Source organism: Sphingopyxis sp. GW821-FHT12C06 (assembly GCF_058807415.1).
Genome location: NZ_JBXAQR010000004.1, coordinates 379,877 through 395,976, shown reverse-complemented (window position 1 = coordinate 395,976; position 16,100 = coordinate 379,877). Strand labels below are relative to the sequence as shown.

Below are 16,100 nucleotides of genomic sequence, written 5' to 3'. Positions count from 1 at the left end.
GGCTTTCAAGCCGCTCCGTCATTCCCGCCTTCGCGGGAATGACGGAAAAGAGAGTTCGCTTAAGCCGTCAGCAGCACGATCTTTCCGACATGTTCGCCCGCCTGCATCCGCGCATGCGCGGCGCCGGCCTCGGCGAGCGGGAAGCTCTGGTCCATCGCGGGCTTCCACGCGCCCTCGATCAGCCGCGGCCAGACGGTGCGGTGAATCTCGTCAGCCAACGCCGCCTTGAAATCGACATCGCGCGCGCGCAGCGTCGAACCGGTCAGCGTCAGGCGGCGAAGCATCACCTCGGCGATATTCAGCTCGACCTTCATGCCGCGCTGGAAGGCGATGGTGACATGACGCCCATTGTCGGCGAGGCAGGCAATGTTGCGCGGCAGATAATCGCCGCCAACCATGTCGAGCACCGCATGGACGCCCTTGCCGCCCGTAAATGCCTTGACCGCCTCGACATAATCCTCGGTCGAATAATCGATCGCCAGATCCGCACCGAGCGCCCGCGCCGCATCGCATTTCTCCGCGCTGCCGCACGTCACAATGATCCGGATGTCGAACAATTTGCACAGGCCGATCGCGGTCGTCCCGATGCCGCTGGTCCCGCCATGGACGAGCACGGTTTCGCCGTCGCGCACCCAGGCGCGCTCGAACAGATTGTGCCATACGGTGAACAGCGTCTCGGGCAGCGCCGCCGCCTCAGCCATCGAAAACCCCTTGGGCACCGGCAGGCAGCTTCCCTCCGGCGCGACGCAATATTCGGCATAGCCGCCGCCTGCAACGAGCGCGCACATCGCCTGCCCCAGCAATTCGGGATCGCCCCCCGGCCCGACCGCGACGATCGTCCCCGCGACCTCCAGCCCCGGCAGGTCCGATGCCCCCGGCGGCGGCGGATAATGACCCATGCGCTGCAACACATCGGGGCGGTTCACCCCGGCGGCAGCGACGCGGATCAACACCTCGCCCGGTCCCGGCTGCGGCACCGGCCGCTCGACAGGTTGCAACACCTCGGGCCCGCCGGGTTCGCTGATTGCGATGGCGGTCATATTCACTGGCAAGCTGGTCACGCTTAAAAATCCCCCACTGGTCGTCTCGTCCCCATGGCCCGCCTTATTGACAGTGCAGCGACACGGGTCAACAGTCGCGCGCTTTCAGGGACCAGCGAGAGAGGACACGCCATGGACGATGACGACCTTCCCCGCCGCCGCGACGATATTCTCGCGGCACTGATCAAACAGCCGCTCGATCCTTTGTCGGTCGACGAACTGGGCGAGCGTATCGAAACGCTCGAGGCCGAGATCGAACGCGTCAAGGCGCACCGCGCCGCTGCGACAAGCCACAAGGCGATCGCCGAGTCGCTGTTCAAAAAGAGCTAGCGCCGGAGTTTCCGGCTCGGTCGATGCGGACGGACAGGCGACGCACGAGCCAAAGGACGCCCCCATCCTTCGCCACCCCGGGCTTGACCCGGGGTCCCGCTTGCGCGGGGAAAAGCTGGCCCCCGGGTCGAGCCCCGGGGTGACGGTGCCAGATACAGCAACACTCATGCTCTAACTGGCACCTTGTGCCATTTTCCTGATATTACAGCAGCATGCCATCAAGTCAACAATCGTTGACATATACCACCCTCCCATCCTAATCTGGGCGCATCACCGAACGCGGCCTCCCCCGATACCCGCGCCACCCCCACCCCAAAAAGGAGACCAAAGATGCACGCCGCCGAACAGACCGAAGCGCTGGAACTCCACCGCACGCTGGACTTCATCGGACTGCGCGCCCACGCCGCGACCGTCGGCCTGATCCAGCTTTGCGAGGAACTGATGGCGGTCGGAATCATCGACGGCGCCGCGATCCAGCGCATCAAGGATGCGATCCACATGGAAATCAGCGTGACGCGCAGCCGGATGACCGGTCACGACAGCTTCGACCACACGCTGCGGACCCGGCTCGACGCGATTTTCCCGCAGGCGGCTGAAGGCGAACCCAAGACCAGGGTCGGCTCGCTCGACGACCTGGCACAGGCACTCGAAGGCGGCGCGGGCATCTGACGCCCGCTTTTCCCATCCGCATCTTGCCAAGCAGTGAAACTCGGCCAAGGAAGGCGGCATGGATTTCGACGATCAACTCCGCCGCTATTTCGGCACCGCCGATCTGGCCGCCATCCACCCCGAAGCCCACGCCGCGGGCACCGAACGCATGCGCGTCGACTTCGGGCTGGAAACCAACCCCGGTCGCCGCTTCGCTTTGTGGGCGCTGATGTACATGCTCGGCGTCGCGCCCGATCTGGACGTTGCGTTCAAGGATGAAGGTGAGCGCAACACGGCGCGTGATTTCATGGATATGGTGGATCGCGCGCAGGAGGGCTGATCCGGAACGTCAGAAATGGGCCGGTTGCGATGCGCAAAAGGCCGCAAACCCGGGGTGAGCAAAGCCCACCCCGTGCATATTAGAGGCCGTCGAGGCCTTTGCTGACCAGAATATTCACCGCAACGCGGCGATTCTGCGCCTTGCCTTCGGGGGTGCTATTGTCAGCTGCCGGGTCGGCTTCAGCCATCCCGGTCGGAGTCAGCATACGATAGGGCTTCCAGCCGCAGGCCTGCTGAAGATGATTGACGACGCGGCTCGCCCGCTTTTCGCTCAGCGTCTGGTTGAGTTCCTGGCTTCCCGTGGAATCGGTGTAGCCGACGACCAGCAGCAGGGCGTTATCCATCCCCTCGGCCTGGTTTGCCGCGGCACAGAGATCGGCCTGCGCCTGAGAAGACAGCACGGCCTTGCCCGTGTCGAAGTTCACGTTGGTCGTGCCTTTGACATTATACTGGTCGATATCGCCCACGCGGCTGCGCAGCGCCTCAGTTGCTGCGGTCTGTTCGGCAAAGCGCTGGTTGGTGCCGGTGTGGATCATCGACGCGGTCCGCAGGTCTTTATTCTTGAGGTCAACCTGGCTCGCCACCAGACCGCCGTCCCACTGCAATGTGTCGACGGTAACGGGCAGACCGTTGAGCAGCGAACTCGCTGCCAGCTTGTCGCGATTGAGGCCAAGGAACCCGCCGCTGCTCTTGATCTTCGTGTAGTCGGCGATCGCGATGGCGGTGTTGTTGCCGTCGGCGGTGGTGACCTGCATCCGGCCGTCGCTACGCGCCGAGATGATGCCTTCGACCTTGGGGCCCTTGGTCATCTGTTCGGGCGAAGGCAAGGTACCAACGACGGTTGCCATGACTTCGCCATCGTCCTGCGACTGCGCAGCGGCCACGCCGACCGTCGCTGTCCCGGCCAACATGGCCAGCAGCAACAAGATTTTTGGACTTTTGGAAACGCGACCCATACCCTACTCCTTGAATTTCAATTGGATCAGTCGGGCGCGCGTGCTCAGGCGCCCCGTTCTGAGGCCCAAAATACTCCCGGGCAGGCCCGAAAGTTGCGCAGGTCGTCGGGTGCTTTGCACGGCCAGTCGATAAGATGGCGTCGCCACCGCGGGGCGACGGTTACTGGCTATGGCCGCGCCGCGCCGCAGCGGACCTTCCCTATCGTGATCCCGGACTTGATCCGGGGCCCATCGCCACCATAGCCTTCTGGACCCCGGATCAAGTCCGGGGCGACAACGCAAATTGAGGCACTTTCGCCCAAATCCCCAATGTCCCGTTAACCACGTTGAAACCCCCGTCATCGTAATTTCACAAAGCCATCCGCTTTTCCCTTGCAGGGCGGCGGCGGCATCGCCACCTTGTGTTCCTAGGGGCCGCCTCTCTCCCCCGGCGGGCCTCGCAAGGAGAAAAGTCCATGCCGTCTTTTTCGGAGAGCCTCGAAAAGACCCTGCACAATGCGTTGAAAGCCGCATCGGAGCGTCACCACGAATATGCGACGCTCGAGCATCTGCTCTACGCGCTGATCGACGACGACCACGCGGCCGAGGTGATGCGCGCCTGCGGCGTCGCGCTCGACGACCTGCAATCGGCGGTCGTCCATTATCTCGACACCGAACTCGACAGCCTGAAGGTCGAGGGGCACAGCGACCCGTCGCCGACCAGCGGATTCCAGCGCGTCGTTCAGCGCGCGATCCTGCACGTCCAGTCGTCGGGCAAGGATGAAGTGACGGGTGCCAACGTCCTCGTCGCATTGTTCTCGGAGCGCGAATCCTACGCCGTCTATTTCCTTCAGCAGCAGGATCTGACGCGCCTCGACGCGGTTTCCTACCTCAGCCACGGCGTCGGCAAGGGTGGCAAACCCTCGCCGCAGGCCGAACCCGAGGAGAAGGAGGAGACGAAGGACAAGGACAGCGGCGGCAAGAACAAGAAAGAGACCGCGCTCGACCAGTTCACCGTCAACCTCAATGAAAAGGCCAAGGTCGGCAAGGTCGACCCGCTGATCGGCCGCCATGCCGAGGTCGATCGCACGATCCAGATCCTGTGCCGCCGGTCGAAGAACAACCCGCTCTATGTCGGCGATCCCGGCGTCGGCAAAACCGCGATCGCCGAAGGCCTTGCGCGCAAGATCATCGAGGGCGACGTGCCAGAAGTGCTGCTGCCCGCGGTCATCTATTCGCTCGACATGGGCGCGCTGCTCGCCGGCACGCGTTATCGCGGCGATTTCGAGGAGCGGCTGAAACAGGTCGTCACCGAACTCGAAGGCCTGCCGCACGCGATCCTGTTCATCGACGAAATCCACACCGTCATCGGTGCCGGCGCAACGAGCGGCGGCGCGATGGATGCGTCGAACCTGCTCAAGCCGGCGCTGTCAGGCGGCGTGATCCGCTGCATCGGCTCGACGACGTACAAGGAATTCCGCAACCATTTCGAAAAGGACCGCGCACTTCTCCGCCGGTTCCAGAAGATCGACGTGGTCGAACCGACGCTCGAGGATACCAAGAAGATCCTCGCGGGTCTGCGCAGCGCGTTCGAGGCGCATCACCAGGTGCGCTACACTCCCGACGCGATCAACGCCGCGGTCGAACTCAGCGCGCGTTACATCAACGACCGCAAATTGCCCGACAAGGCGATCGACGTGATCGACGAGGTCGGCGCGATGCAGATGCTCGTCGCCCCGTCGAAGCGCAAAAAGACGATCACCGCCAAGGAGATCGAGGCCGTGATCGCGACGATGGCGCGCATCCCGCCCAAATCGGTGTCGAGCGACGACAAGGCGACGCTCGCCAGCCTCGAGACCGATCTCAAGCGCGTCGTCTTCGGCCAGAACACCGCGATCGAGGTACTGTCGTCGGCGATCAAGCTCTCCCGTGCGGGGCTGCGCGATCCCGAAAAGCCGATCGGCAACTATCTGTTCAGCGGCCCCACCGGCGTCGGCAAGACCGAGGTTGCAAAGCAGCTCGCGTCGATCATGGGCATCCCGCTCCAGCGCTTCGACATGTCCGAATATATGGAGCGCCATTCGGTCAGCCGCCTGATCGGTGCGCCTCCGGGCTATGTCGGCTATGATCAGGGCGGTCTGCTCACCGATGCGATCGACCAGAACCCGCATTGCGTGCTGCTGCTCGACGAAATCGAAAAGGCGCATCCCGACCTGTTCAACATCCTGCTGCAGGTCATGGATCACGGCCGCCTGACCGATCACCACGGCAAGACGGTCGACTTCCGCAACGTCATCCTGATCATGACGACCAATGCGGGCGCCAGCGACATGGCGCGTGAGTCGATCGGCTTCGGCGCATCGACGCGCGAGGATGTGCAGGAAGAAGCGGTGAAGAATCTCTTCACCCCCGAATTCCGCAACCGCCTCGATGCGATCGTGCCCTTCGGCTATCTGCCGCCAGAAGTCGTCGCGCGCGTCGTCGACAAGTTCATCCTTGAGCTTGAACTCCAGCTCGCCGACCGCAACGTCCACATCCAGCTTGATGAGGCGGCGCGCGAATGGCTGACCGGCAAGGGCTATGACAAGCTCTATGGCGCGCGTCCGATGGGCCGCCTGATCCAGGAAAAGATCAAGCAGCCGCTCGCCGAGGAGCTCCTCTTCGGCAAGCTCGTCCACGGCGGCGAGGTCAAGGTGAAGATGAAGACCGGCGACGACGCCCATGTCGGCAACCCATTGGCCTTCGAAATCACCCCCGCCCCGCCCAAGGCGGCCAGGGTAAAGGCACCCAAGGCCGACAAGTCGAAGAAGGCGGCAGAGTAAAAGGTGACGGGGCGGCCAAGGGCCGCCCCTCGCTTTTTCAACCCTCAGCCGCTATATGGGTCCAATGTACGACTATATATCCGTGACGACCGCCGACGCGGCCAGCCCCTCCCCCGTGCGCGACGGCACGATCAAGCTCCATGACGAAGCGGGCTTTGCCGGCATGCGCAAAGCGGGCCGGTTGTCGGCCGAAATCCTCGACGCGCTGGTTCCCTTCGTCCAGCCCGGCGTGACCACCGCCCAAATCGACGACCTTGTCCGCCAGATGATGCTCGACGGCGGCGGCATCCCCGCGACCTTGGGCTATCGCGGCTTCACCCACAGCTGCTGCACCAGCATCAACCATGTCGTCTGCCACGGCATCCCCGATGACAAGCCGGTGCGCGATGGCGATATCGTCAACATCGACGTGACGACGATCATCGACGGCTGGCACGGAGATACCAGCCGCATGTATCTGGTCGGCGACGTACCGATCAAGGCGAAGCGCCTCGTCGACATTACTTATGAATGCCTGATGCTCGGCATCGAGCAGGCGAAGCCCGGCAACCGCATGGGCGACGTCGCGCATGCGATCCAGCAGCACGCCGAAAAGCATCGTTATTCGGTCGTCCGCGATTTCTGCGGCCATGGTCTGGGACAGATGTTCCACGACGCCCCCGAAGTCGTCCACGCCGGCCGCCCCGGCACCGGGCCAGAACTCAAACCCGGCATGTTCTTCACGATCGAGCCGATGATCAACACCGGCAAATATGCGGTGAAGATGCTCAATGACGGCTGGACCGCGGTGACCCGCGACCGTTCGCTTTCGGCGCAGTTCGAACACAGCATCGGTATCACCGAAACCGGCTGCGAGATTTTCACCGCCAGCCCGACGGGCCTGAACGCGCCGCCTTGGAACTGAGCGGCACCGTTTTGATTTCGTCATCCCGGACTTGATCCGGGATCCATGACTTCCAAAGCAATGCCGGCCTTCGTGGACCCCGGATCAAGTCCGGGGTAACGAAAGGGATACCCCCTCCGCCCACCCCCCACTTTACCCCTTGCACCTCCGTGCCTTCGGGCGCAGTCTTGACGTTAACGTCAAGCATAGGCGTCGAAACGGGAGAGCATGGAATGGCGAAACGGGTCTTTTCGGCTGCGCTGCTGGGCAGCGCGCTACTGGCATTGGCGGCATGCAACGCATCGAAGAATGAAAGCGCCTCGGGCGGATCGCTCGACGCCGCCGAGAAAGCCACCGAGACCCTGCTCAAGACCGGCGGCAATGGCGATAACTGGGGCGCGATCGGCTACAGCTATGACGAACAACGCTTCAGCCCGCTGACCGATATCAACGACACGAATGTCGGCCAGCTCGGCCTCGCCTGGTCCGCCGATCTCGACGACGCGCGTGGACAGGAAGCGACCCCGGTGGTCGTCGATGGCGTGATGTATGTCACCCACGCCTGGTCGAAGGTCAGCGCATGGGACGCCGCGACGGGCAAAGAGCTGTGGAAATTTGACCCCAAGGTTCCGGGCGAGCGCGCGGTTTCGGCCTGCTGCGACGTCGTCAACCGCGGCGTTGCCGTCTGGGGCGACAAGCTCTTCGTCGGCGCCCTCGACGGCCGCCTGATCGCGCTCGACAAAAAGACCGGGAAAGAACTCTGGTCGACGCAGACCTTCGACACGTCGAAACCCTACACCATCACCGGCGCGCCGCGCGTCGTGAAGGACATGGTGCTGATCGGCAATGGCGGCGCCGAATTCGGCGTCCGCGGCTATGTCACCGCTTACGACGCCGACACCGGCAAGGAGCGCTGGCGCTTCTACACTGCGCCCAACCCGACCAAGGCGAAGGACGGCGCAGCGTCCGACGACATTTTCGCGACCAAGGGCAATGCAACATGGTCCGACAAGGGCGAGTGGCAAACCTCGGGCGGCGGCGGCACCGTTTGGGACGCAATCGTCTACGACAAGGATCTCGACCAGATTTATCTCGGCGTCGGCAACGGCAATCCGTGGAACCATGGCACCCGCTCGAATGGCGAGGGCGACAACTGGTTCCTCTCGTCGATCGTCGCGCTCGACGCCTCAACCGGCAAATATGTCTGGCATTATCAGGAAACCCCGGCCGAAACCTGGGATTATACAGCGACCCAGCCGATCATCCTCGCCGAGCAGGCGGTGAACGGCACCCCGACCAAAGTGCTTTACCACGCGCCGAAGAACGGCTTTTTCTTCACGATCAACCGCAGCAACGGCAAGCTGATCGACGCCAAACCCTTTGTCGACGGGATCAACTGGGCGACAGGTTATGACATGACGACCGGCCGCCCGATCGAAAATCCCGACGCGCGTTTCTACAAGACCGGCAAGCCCTTCATCGCCGTCCCCGGCGCGCTCGGCGCGCACAATTGGCACCCGATGAGCTACAACCCCAAAACCGGGCTCGTTTACATCCCCGCGCAGCAGATCCCGCAGGGCTATCTCGCCGACATGGACGAGCTCGACAAACGCAAGGTGCTCGGCTTCAACGTCGGCACCTCGCTCAACAAGACGATGCTGCCCGACGACCAAAAGGCGTTCCGCGCTGCAATCGCCGCGACCACCGGGCGGCTCGTCGCCTTCGATCCGCGCACCGGCAAGGTCGCATGGGGGGTCGACTATCCCGCCGCATGGAATGGCGGCACGATGACCACCGCGGGCAATCTGGTGTTCCAGGGCACCAGCACCGGCCGCTTCCGCGCCTATGCCGCCGACACCGGCAAGCAATTGCTCGACCTCGACATGCAGTCGGGGATCGTCAGCGCGCCGTCGACCTTCCGTGTCGGCGGAGTGCAATATGTCGCCTTCATGACCAGCAAGGGCGGCGCCTTCCCGCTCGTCGCCGGGATTGCAGGCGGGGTGACGCGCAAGGTTCCGAACATCCCGCGCCTCGTCGTGCTCAAGATTGGCGGCACCGCAAAGCTCCCCGCGCCACCGGCAACGACGACGCTCGCCTGGGCGCCGCCGCCAATGACCGCCAAGCCGGCCGAGGTCGCCGAGGGCAAGGCGCATTTCGGCCGATATTGCCAAGTCTGCCACGGCGACAGCGCAATCGGCAACGGCTTCACCCCTGACCTGCGCGTCTCGGGCACCCTCGCCAACGCCGATGCGTGGAAGAGCGTGATCATCGACGGCGCGCTCAAGGACCGCGGCATGGTGAGCTTTGCGCGCGTGCTCACCCCGCAGGATGCCGAGGCGATCCGCGCCTATGTCATCGAGCGGTCGAACTGGACCAAGACCAACCTGCCCGACGCATCGGCACCGATGGGGCGCTGATCCTCTAAAGCCTCTCCCCGGTGGGGTGGGGCTTTGGATATATTGCCGCTTTTTTAGGCAGCCATTTCACACCGCTGCCTACCCCTTGGGCAGCACCGCCAGTCCCCGCAAAAAATTGTCCCGAAAGCGCGCGATTCGCCAATTGGCACGGCTCTTGATTGGTGCAAGATGGCGGGACACCGCGGCGACTCAAGAGCCAAGACCGGACCAGGCGCGCCTGATCCGGCTTTGACTGCGAGCAGCGGAGGAAGGCCCAAAGGGGGATTGAAGTGAAGAAGATTGAGGCGATCATCAAGCCGTTCAAGCTCGACGAGGTCAAGGAAGCGCTGCACGAAGTCGGCGTCAGCGGCATCACCGTCACCGAAGCCAAGGGCTTCGGGCGGCAAAAGGGCCACACCGAGTTGTATCGCGGCGCTGAATATGTCGTCGACTTCCTGCCCAAGGTGAAGCTGGAAGTCGTCGTCGAGGACTCGATGGCCGAACGCGTCGTCGAAGCGATCGCGGCGGCGGCACAAACCGGCCGCATCGGCGACGGCAAGATTTTCGTCAGCCACATCGAATCCGCGCTGCGCATCCGTACCGGCGAACGCAACGAAGACGCGCTTTAAGACACCCCGCAACAACAGGTTCAACCCAACCCGGCCCGCCGGGCGACTATCGCAAGAAGGAAGCTTAGATCATGGCTACGAAGCCCAAGGATATCATCGCACGGATCAAGGAAAATGACATCGAGTGGGTCGATCTGCGCTTCACCGATCCCAAGGGCAAATGGCATCACCTGACGATGGTCGCCTCGGTCCTCGGCGAGGATGAACTGGAAGACGGTCTGATGTTTGACGGCTCGTCGATCGAAGGCTGGAAAGCGATCAACGAAAGCGACATGATCCTGAAGCCCGATCTCGACGCGGTCTATGACGACCCCTTCTCGGCGACCCCGATGCTGATCATCGTCTGCGATATCGTCGAACCCGCGACCGGCGAAGGCTATTCGCGCGATCCGCGCACCACCGCAAAGCGCGCCGAAGCCTATGTCGGCACCACCGGCATTGGCGACACCGTCTATGTCGGCCCCGAAGCCGAATTCTTCATGTTCGACGATGTCCGCTTCGAAACCGGCTATAACAAGTCGGGCTTTGAAATCGACGACATCGAACTGCCGACGAACAGCGGCCGCGCTTACGAAGGCGGCAATATGGGCCACCGTCCGCGCATCAAGGGCGGCTATTTCCCGGTCGCGCCGGTCGACAGCGCCGTCGACATCCGCGCCGAAATGGTCTCGACCATGCTCGAACTCGGCCTGCCGTGCGACAAGCATCACCATGAAGTCGCCGCCGCGCAGCACGAACTCGGCCTGACCTTCGGCACGCTTACCGAAACTGCCGACCGCATGCAGGTCTATAAATATGTCGTGCATCAGGTCGCCCATGCTTACGGCAAGACCGCAACCTTCATGCCGAAGCCGATCAAGGACGATAACGGCAGCGGCATGCACACCCACATCTCGATCTGGGAAAAGGGCAAGCCGCTCTTCGCCGGCAATGGCTATGCCGGGCTTTCGGATATGTGCCTCTATTTCATCGGCGGCGTGATCAAGCATGCCAAGGCGCTCAACGCCTTCACCAACCCGTCGACGAACAGCTACAAGCGCCTCGTCCCGGGTTTCGAAGCCCCGGTTCTGCTCGCCTATTCGAGCCGTAACCGTTCGGCTTCGTGCCGCATTCCCTATGGTGCGGGCGCCAAGGCGAAGCGCGTCGAATTCCGCTTCCCCGACGCGATGGCCAACCCCTATCTCTGCTATTCGGCACTGCTGATGGCGGGCCTCGACGGCATCCAGAACAAAATCCACCCCGGCGACGCGATGGACAAGAATCTGTACGACCTGCCGCCGGAAGAGCTGAAGGAAGTCCCGACCGTTTGCGGAAGCCTCCGCGAAGCGCTCGACAGCCTGCTCGCCGACCACGACTTCCTGCTCAAGGGCGACGTCTTCTCGAAGGATCAGATCGAAGCCTATGTCGAGCTGAAGTGGGACGAAGTTCATCGCTTCGAACAGACCCCCAGCCCGGTCGAATTCGAGATGTACTACAGCGCCTGATCCCCAAGGATCAGCGACGCGAAGAGAGGCGTCCGGTTCGGGGGAACCGGGCGCCCTTTTTTTGCCTGCTTATCCGCCAGATGGCAGGTTGCGGCCCCTCGCCGCTGGTGGCAGGGTGACGTACGGCGCCCGGGAGAGGGTTCGGCCGCGAAAGGCAGTTCCCAATGAAGAAGCGTGTCTCTTTTGCCCCCGCCCCCCTATTGCTGGCCCCCCTGTTGTTGGCGTCATGTGGCGGCGGGGGAAGCGGCACGCCACCAGCGCAAAACTCGCTACCGGTCTTCACATCGGCCCAAACCGCCTCGATGATCGAGAACGGGACCGCGGCCTATCAGGCCGCCGCGAGCGATGCCGACGCCAACACCCTCGTCTTTTCGATCGAAGGCGGCGCCGATGCCGGGCTGTTTGCGATCACCCCCGCCGGCGCGCTGCGCTTCAACGCCGCGCCGGATTATGACCTTCCGGGCGATGCCGATGGCGACAATATCTATAATGTCCGGATCAGCGTCAGCGACGGCAGGGCCACGGCCACGCAGGCGGTCAATATCACCGTTACCAACAGCCGCGAGGGCATCGCGGTGGCGCGCGTCGGCGCCGGGTTCGATCAGCCAACCTTCGTTCTCGGCATTCCGGGCAGCAGCGATGTCTATGTGCTGGAAAAGGCTGGCAAGGTCTTTCGCCTGACCCCGGCAACCGGCGCGAAGACCCTGCTCTTCACGATCGGCAATCTGTCGACCGACGGCGAGCGCGGATTGCTCGGCATGGCGCTGTTGCCCCACCCGGCGGACTCCGGCCACTTCATGATTTACTGCACCAATGCCGCGGGCGATATCGAGATTCGCCTGTATAAATTTCCCGCCGCCGGATCCCCTTTGACGCAACCGGGCCTCCTTCGAATCCCCCATCCGGGAGCGAGCAATCACAATGGCGGTGCGATGGCCTTCGGCCCCGACGGCTTTCTCTATGTCGGGGTGGGCGACGGCGGCGGCACGGGCGATCCCGGCAACAATGCCCAGAACCCCAATTCGCAGCTCGGCAAGATATTACGGATAAACGTGGTCACCGATCCCTACGCCGGTGCCTCGGTTCCCTCGGGGAATATTTTTCTGCAGCCCGCGCTCGGCAATCCCTATTTCGGCGGCGGCGGCGATCGTTATGTCTATGCACTCGGGCTGCGCAATCCGTTCCGCATCTCGTTCAACGGCTCGACGCTCGTGATCGCCGACGTGGGTCAAGGCGCCGTCGAAGAGGTCAATCTGGCCACGACGGCGCAACCGGGCCTCAATTTCGGCTGGCGTTTCAAGGAGGGCACGCAGCCCTATACCGGCACCGCGCCCGGCGGCTTGACCGACCCGGTCGCCGAATATGGTCATGGCAGCGGCCCCCGACAGGGCAATTCGATCACCGGCGGCTATGTGTATCGCGGGCCGGTGACGTCGCTCGTCGGCCAATATGTCTTCGCCGATTTTATTTCAGGCAATATCTGGTCTGTGCCCTTCGCCAGCCTCGTCCCCGGCCAGACGCTCGCCTCGTCGCGCTTCGCGCGGCGGAACGAGGATTTCGCGCCCGACGCCGGAACGCTGAGCTCGATCGCCTCCTTCGGGGAGGACAGCGCGGGCAACCTCTTCCTCATCAGCATCGGCGGCGACATCTTCATGGTCCGCCCCGGCTGACCGCTTGCCCCCGCGCACGCCACGCGCCACAAGGGAGACGTCCAGAGGAGTCTCCCCATGAAATCGTTGCCGCTTGCCGCTCTCGTCGCTCTTCAGCTTGCCCTCGCGCCCACTGCGCAGGCAAAGCTCAGCAAAGCCGAAAGCGGGATGGCGAAAACGGTCGCGGCCGAACAGGGACGCTCGGTCGCGCTGCTCGAACGACTCGTCAATCAGAACAGCGGCACGCTCAACCTCGAAGGGGTCGAGAAGGTCGGGCAGATGATGCGCGCCGAGCTCGAACCGCTGGGCTTTGCGGTGACATGGAAACCGGCACCTGAAACGAAGCGCGCCGGGCATCTGATCGCGACGCATGTCGGCAAACCCGATGCGAAGCGCCTGCTCCTGATCGCTCACCTCGACACGGTGTTCGAACCCGACTCGCCCTTCCAGAAATTCACCCGCAAGGGCGATATGGGCGAAGGCCCCGGCGCGGGCGACGACAAGGGCGGGATGGTCGTGATCGTCGCGGCGCTCCGCGCAATGCAGGCGGCGGGAACGCTCAAGGACGCCAATATCGAAATCCATATGACCGGCGACGAAGAAGACGCCGGCGAGCCCACCGACCTGTCGCGCGCCGACCTGATCGCCGCAGGAAAACGCAGCGACGTCGCGCTCGATTTCGAGGGGCTGGTGCGCGACAATGGCGCCGACATGGGATCGATCGCGCGGCGCAGCAGCGAAAGCTGGACCGTCACCGCCACGGGAAAAACCGGCCACAGCTCGGGCATTTTCAGCGCGGAAGCGGGCGACGGTGCCATCTATGAACTCGCGCGTATCCTCTATCGTTTCCGCACCGAACTTCCCGAACCCAATCTGACTTTCAACGTCGGGCTGATCGCGGGCGGCGAGAGCGCCAGCGTCGATGCCGGCGGAATTCGCGCCGTCGCGACCGGAAAGACCAACATCATCGCGCCGACCGCGATCGCGCGCGGCGACCTGCGCACCCTGTCGGTCGAACAGGCGAACCGGGTGAAGGCCAAAATGGCGGCGATCGTCGCCGACCATGCGCCTGCCACGGGGGCGACACTGGGCTTCGATCCGGTCGGCTATCCGGCGATGGCGCCGACCGGGGGGAACAAGGCGCTGCTCGTGAAGCTCAACGGTGTGAACCGCGACCTGGGCCTTGCCGAAATGGCACCGCTCGATCCGCTGAAGCGCGGCGCGGGCGACATCAGCTTCGTCGCCGTCGATGTCGACGGGCTCGCCGGACTCGGCCCCTGGTCGACCGGCGATCATGCACCGGGCGAAGCCGTCGACATCCCCAGCATCGCGCGTCAGGCAACCCGCGCTGCCATATTGATGTCACGCCTCGCTGCTGAAAAGCGCTAAGCCGTCACCTTTCACAGTTGGCCTTCCTTGATTCATCCGCCACAGTGATTAGGTAGCAATCCGAGACGTAAAATTACCGCCGATTGGGAGACAAACGATGAGCAATACCGAACAGCATCTGAAACAAAATTACATCGGCGGCCAATGGGTCGACAGCAAGGGCGGCAAACCGCACGACGTCATCAACCCCGCGACCGAAGAAGCGGCCTCGACGATCATCCTCGGCACTGCAGCCGACGTCGACGACGCTGTTGCAGCGGCGAAGGAGGCCTTCAAGACCTTCTCGCAGACCACGCGCGAAGAACGCCTCGCGCTGCTGAACCGCATCGTCGAGGAATATAAGAAGCGCGGCGCCGATCTCGCCAAGTCGATGGCGGCCGAAATGGGTGCGCCCGTCAGCTTCGCCGGGACCGCACAGGTCGGCGCCGGCATCGGCGGCTTCCTCGGCACCATTGCGGCACTGCAGGATTTCTCCTTCACCGAAAAATATCACGCCGGCATCCTCGCCTATGAACCGATCGGCGTCGTCGGCATGATCACCCCGTGGAACTGGCCGCTCAACCAGATCGCGCTCAAGGTCGCCCCCGCGCTCGCCGCGGGCAACTGTATGATCCTGAAGCCGTCGGAAGAATGCCCCGGCAACGCGACGATCTTCGCCGAAATCCTCGACGCCGCAGGCGTGCCCCCGGGCGTGTTCAACCTCGTTCAGGGCGACGGCCCGGTCGTCGGCAATGCGATCTCGTCGCATCCGGGCATTGAAATGGTGAGCTTCACCGGCTCGACCCGCGCCGGCATCCTCGTCGCCAAAGCCGCGGCCGACACCGTCAAGCGCGTCCATCAGGAACTCGGCGGAAAGTCGCCGAACATCGTCCTGCCCGACGCCGATTTCGCCGCCGTGCTGCCCCCGACGGTGCAGGGCGTGCTCGTCAACACCGGCCAGAGCTGCATCGCGCCGACCCGCATCCTCGTCCAGAAGGACCGCGAAGCCGAAGCCGTCGGCGTCATCAAGGCGATGTTCGACGGCACGCAGGTCGGCGATCCGATGGCCGAAGGCGGCCATATCGGCCCCGTCGTCAACAAGGCCCAATATGACAAGATCCAGGGCCTGATCCAGTCGGCGATCGATGAAGGTGCAACGCTCGAAACCGGCGGCACCGGCCTGCCCGCGAACGTCAACCGCGGCTATTTCATCAAGCCGACGGTCTTCTCGGGCGTCACCCGCTCCATGCGCATCGCCAATGAAGAAGTCTTTGGCCCCGTCGCGACGGTCATGGCCTATGACACGCTCGACGAGGCGGTCGATATCGCCAACGACACCGAATATGGCCTGTCTGCGGTGATCTCGGGCGACCCCGCCAAGGCCGCCGCCATCGCGCCGAAGCTGCGCGCCGGCATGGTCGCGGTCAACGCGTGGGGCCCCGGCCCGGGCGCGGCGTTCGGCGGTTACAAGGCGTCGGGCAACGGCCGCGAAGGCGGTCTGCTCGGGCTCAAGGATTTCATGGAAGTGAAATCGATCAGCGGCATCCCGGCGTAAGCCCTTGATCCTCCCTGTGGCG

At 63.6% G+C, this 16,100-nt stretch carries 13 protein-coding genes; 11 read left to right on the top strand and 2 right to left on the bottom strand.

What is annotated here, in order from left to right; all coding sequences use genetic code 11:
• Positions 1–59 precede the first annotated feature (59 nt).
• On the bottom strand, positions 60–1,040 hold the full coding sequence (locus tag AC1RRJ_RS14150) for an NAD(P)H-quinone oxidoreductase (protein WP_493123737.1): 981 nt from the start codon (positions 1,038–1,040) through the stop codon (positions 60–62).
• A gap of 132 nt (positions 1,041–1,172) precedes the next feature.
• On the opposite strand from AC1RRJ_RS14150, the gene AC1RRJ_RS14145 reads away from it, so the two are divergent.
• From AC1RRJ_RS14145 to AC1RRJ_RS14135, 3 genes are all read left to right on the top strand, one after another.
• Positions 1,173–1,370, top strand: coding sequence for a DUF1192 domain-containing protein (locus AC1RRJ_RS14145; RefSeq protein ID WP_493123735.1), 198 nt, complete (start codon positions 1,173–1,175; stop codon positions 1,368–1,370).
• 330 nt (positions 1,371–1,700) lie between these two features.
• Positions 1,701–2,039, top strand: a complete 339-nt coding sequence (locus AC1RRJ_RS14140) for a hypothetical protein (protein WP_493123733.1) — start codon at positions 1,701–1,703, stop codon at positions 2,037–2,039.
• 58 nt (positions 2,040–2,097) lie between these two features.
• A complete protein-coding gene (locus AC1RRJ_RS14135) occupies positions 2,098–2,358 on the top strand; it encodes a hypothetical protein (protein ID WP_493123732.1) in 261 nt (86 codons plus the stop codon).
• A gap of 79 nt (positions 2,359–2,437) precedes the next feature.
• Here AC1RRJ_RS14135 and AC1RRJ_RS14130 read toward each other — a convergent pair whose 3' ends face one another.
• Positions 2,438–3,313: an OmpA family protein gene (locus AC1RRJ_RS14130; protein ID WP_493123730.1), complete on the bottom strand. Its 876-nt coding sequence runs from the start codon at positions 3,311–3,313 to the stop codon at positions 2,438–2,440.
• 455 nt (positions 3,314–3,768) lie between these two features.
• On the opposite strand from AC1RRJ_RS14130, the gene clpA reads away from it, so the two are divergent.
• From clpA to AC1RRJ_RS14090, 8 genes are all read left to right on the top strand, one after another.
• Positions 3,769–6,114, top strand: a complete 2,346-nt coding sequence (clpA, locus tag AC1RRJ_RS14125) for an ATP-dependent Clp protease ATP-binding subunit ClpA (protein ID WP_493123728.1) — start codon at positions 3,769–3,771, stop codon at positions 6,112–6,114.
• 64 nt (positions 6,115–6,178) lie between these two features.
• Positions 6,179–7,018: a type I methionyl aminopeptidase gene (gene map, locus AC1RRJ_RS14120; RefSeq protein WP_493123726.1), complete on the top strand. Its 840-nt coding sequence runs from the start codon at positions 6,179–6,181 to the stop codon at positions 7,016–7,018.
• 212 nt (positions 7,019–7,230) lie between these two features.
• A complete protein-coding gene (locus AC1RRJ_RS14115; RefSeq protein ID WP_493123724.1) occupies positions 7,231–9,414 on the top strand; it encodes a PQQ-dependent dehydrogenase, methanol/ethanol family in 2,184 nt (727 codons plus the stop codon).
• Positions 9,415–9,683: 269 nt separating this feature from the next.
• On the top strand, positions 9,684–10,022 hold the full coding sequence (locus AC1RRJ_RS14110; RefSeq protein WP_493123722.1) for a P-II family nitrogen regulator: 339 nt from the start codon (positions 9,684–9,686) through the stop codon (positions 10,020–10,022).
• Between the two features lie 71 nt (positions 10,023–10,093).
• On the top strand, positions 10,094–11,506 hold the full coding sequence (gene glnA / locus AC1RRJ_RS14105; protein ID WP_088472917.1) for a type I glutamate--ammonia ligase: 1,413 nt from the start codon (positions 10,094–10,096) through the stop codon (positions 11,504–11,506).
• 164 nt (positions 11,507–11,670) lie between these two features.
• The gene (locus AC1RRJ_RS14100; RefSeq protein WP_493123720.1) at positions 11,671–13,176 is read left to right on the top strand and encodes a PQQ-dependent sugar dehydrogenase; all 1,506 of its coding nucleotides are present in this window, start codon (positions 11,671–11,673) and stop codon (positions 13,174–13,176) included.
• Between the two features lie 57 nt (positions 13,177–13,233).
• On the top strand, positions 13,234–14,544 hold the full coding sequence (locus AC1RRJ_RS14095) for a M20/M25/M40 family metallo-hydrolase (protein WP_493123718.1): 1,311 nt from the start codon (positions 13,234–13,236) through the stop codon (positions 14,542–14,544).
• A gap of 97 nt (positions 14,545–14,641) precedes the next feature.
• Positions 14,642–16,078, top strand: a complete 1,437-nt coding sequence (locus AC1RRJ_RS14090) for an aldehyde dehydrogenase family protein (protein ID WP_493123716.1) — start codon at positions 14,642–14,644, stop codon at positions 16,076–16,078.
• Positions 16,079–16,100 lie beyond the last annotated feature (22 nt).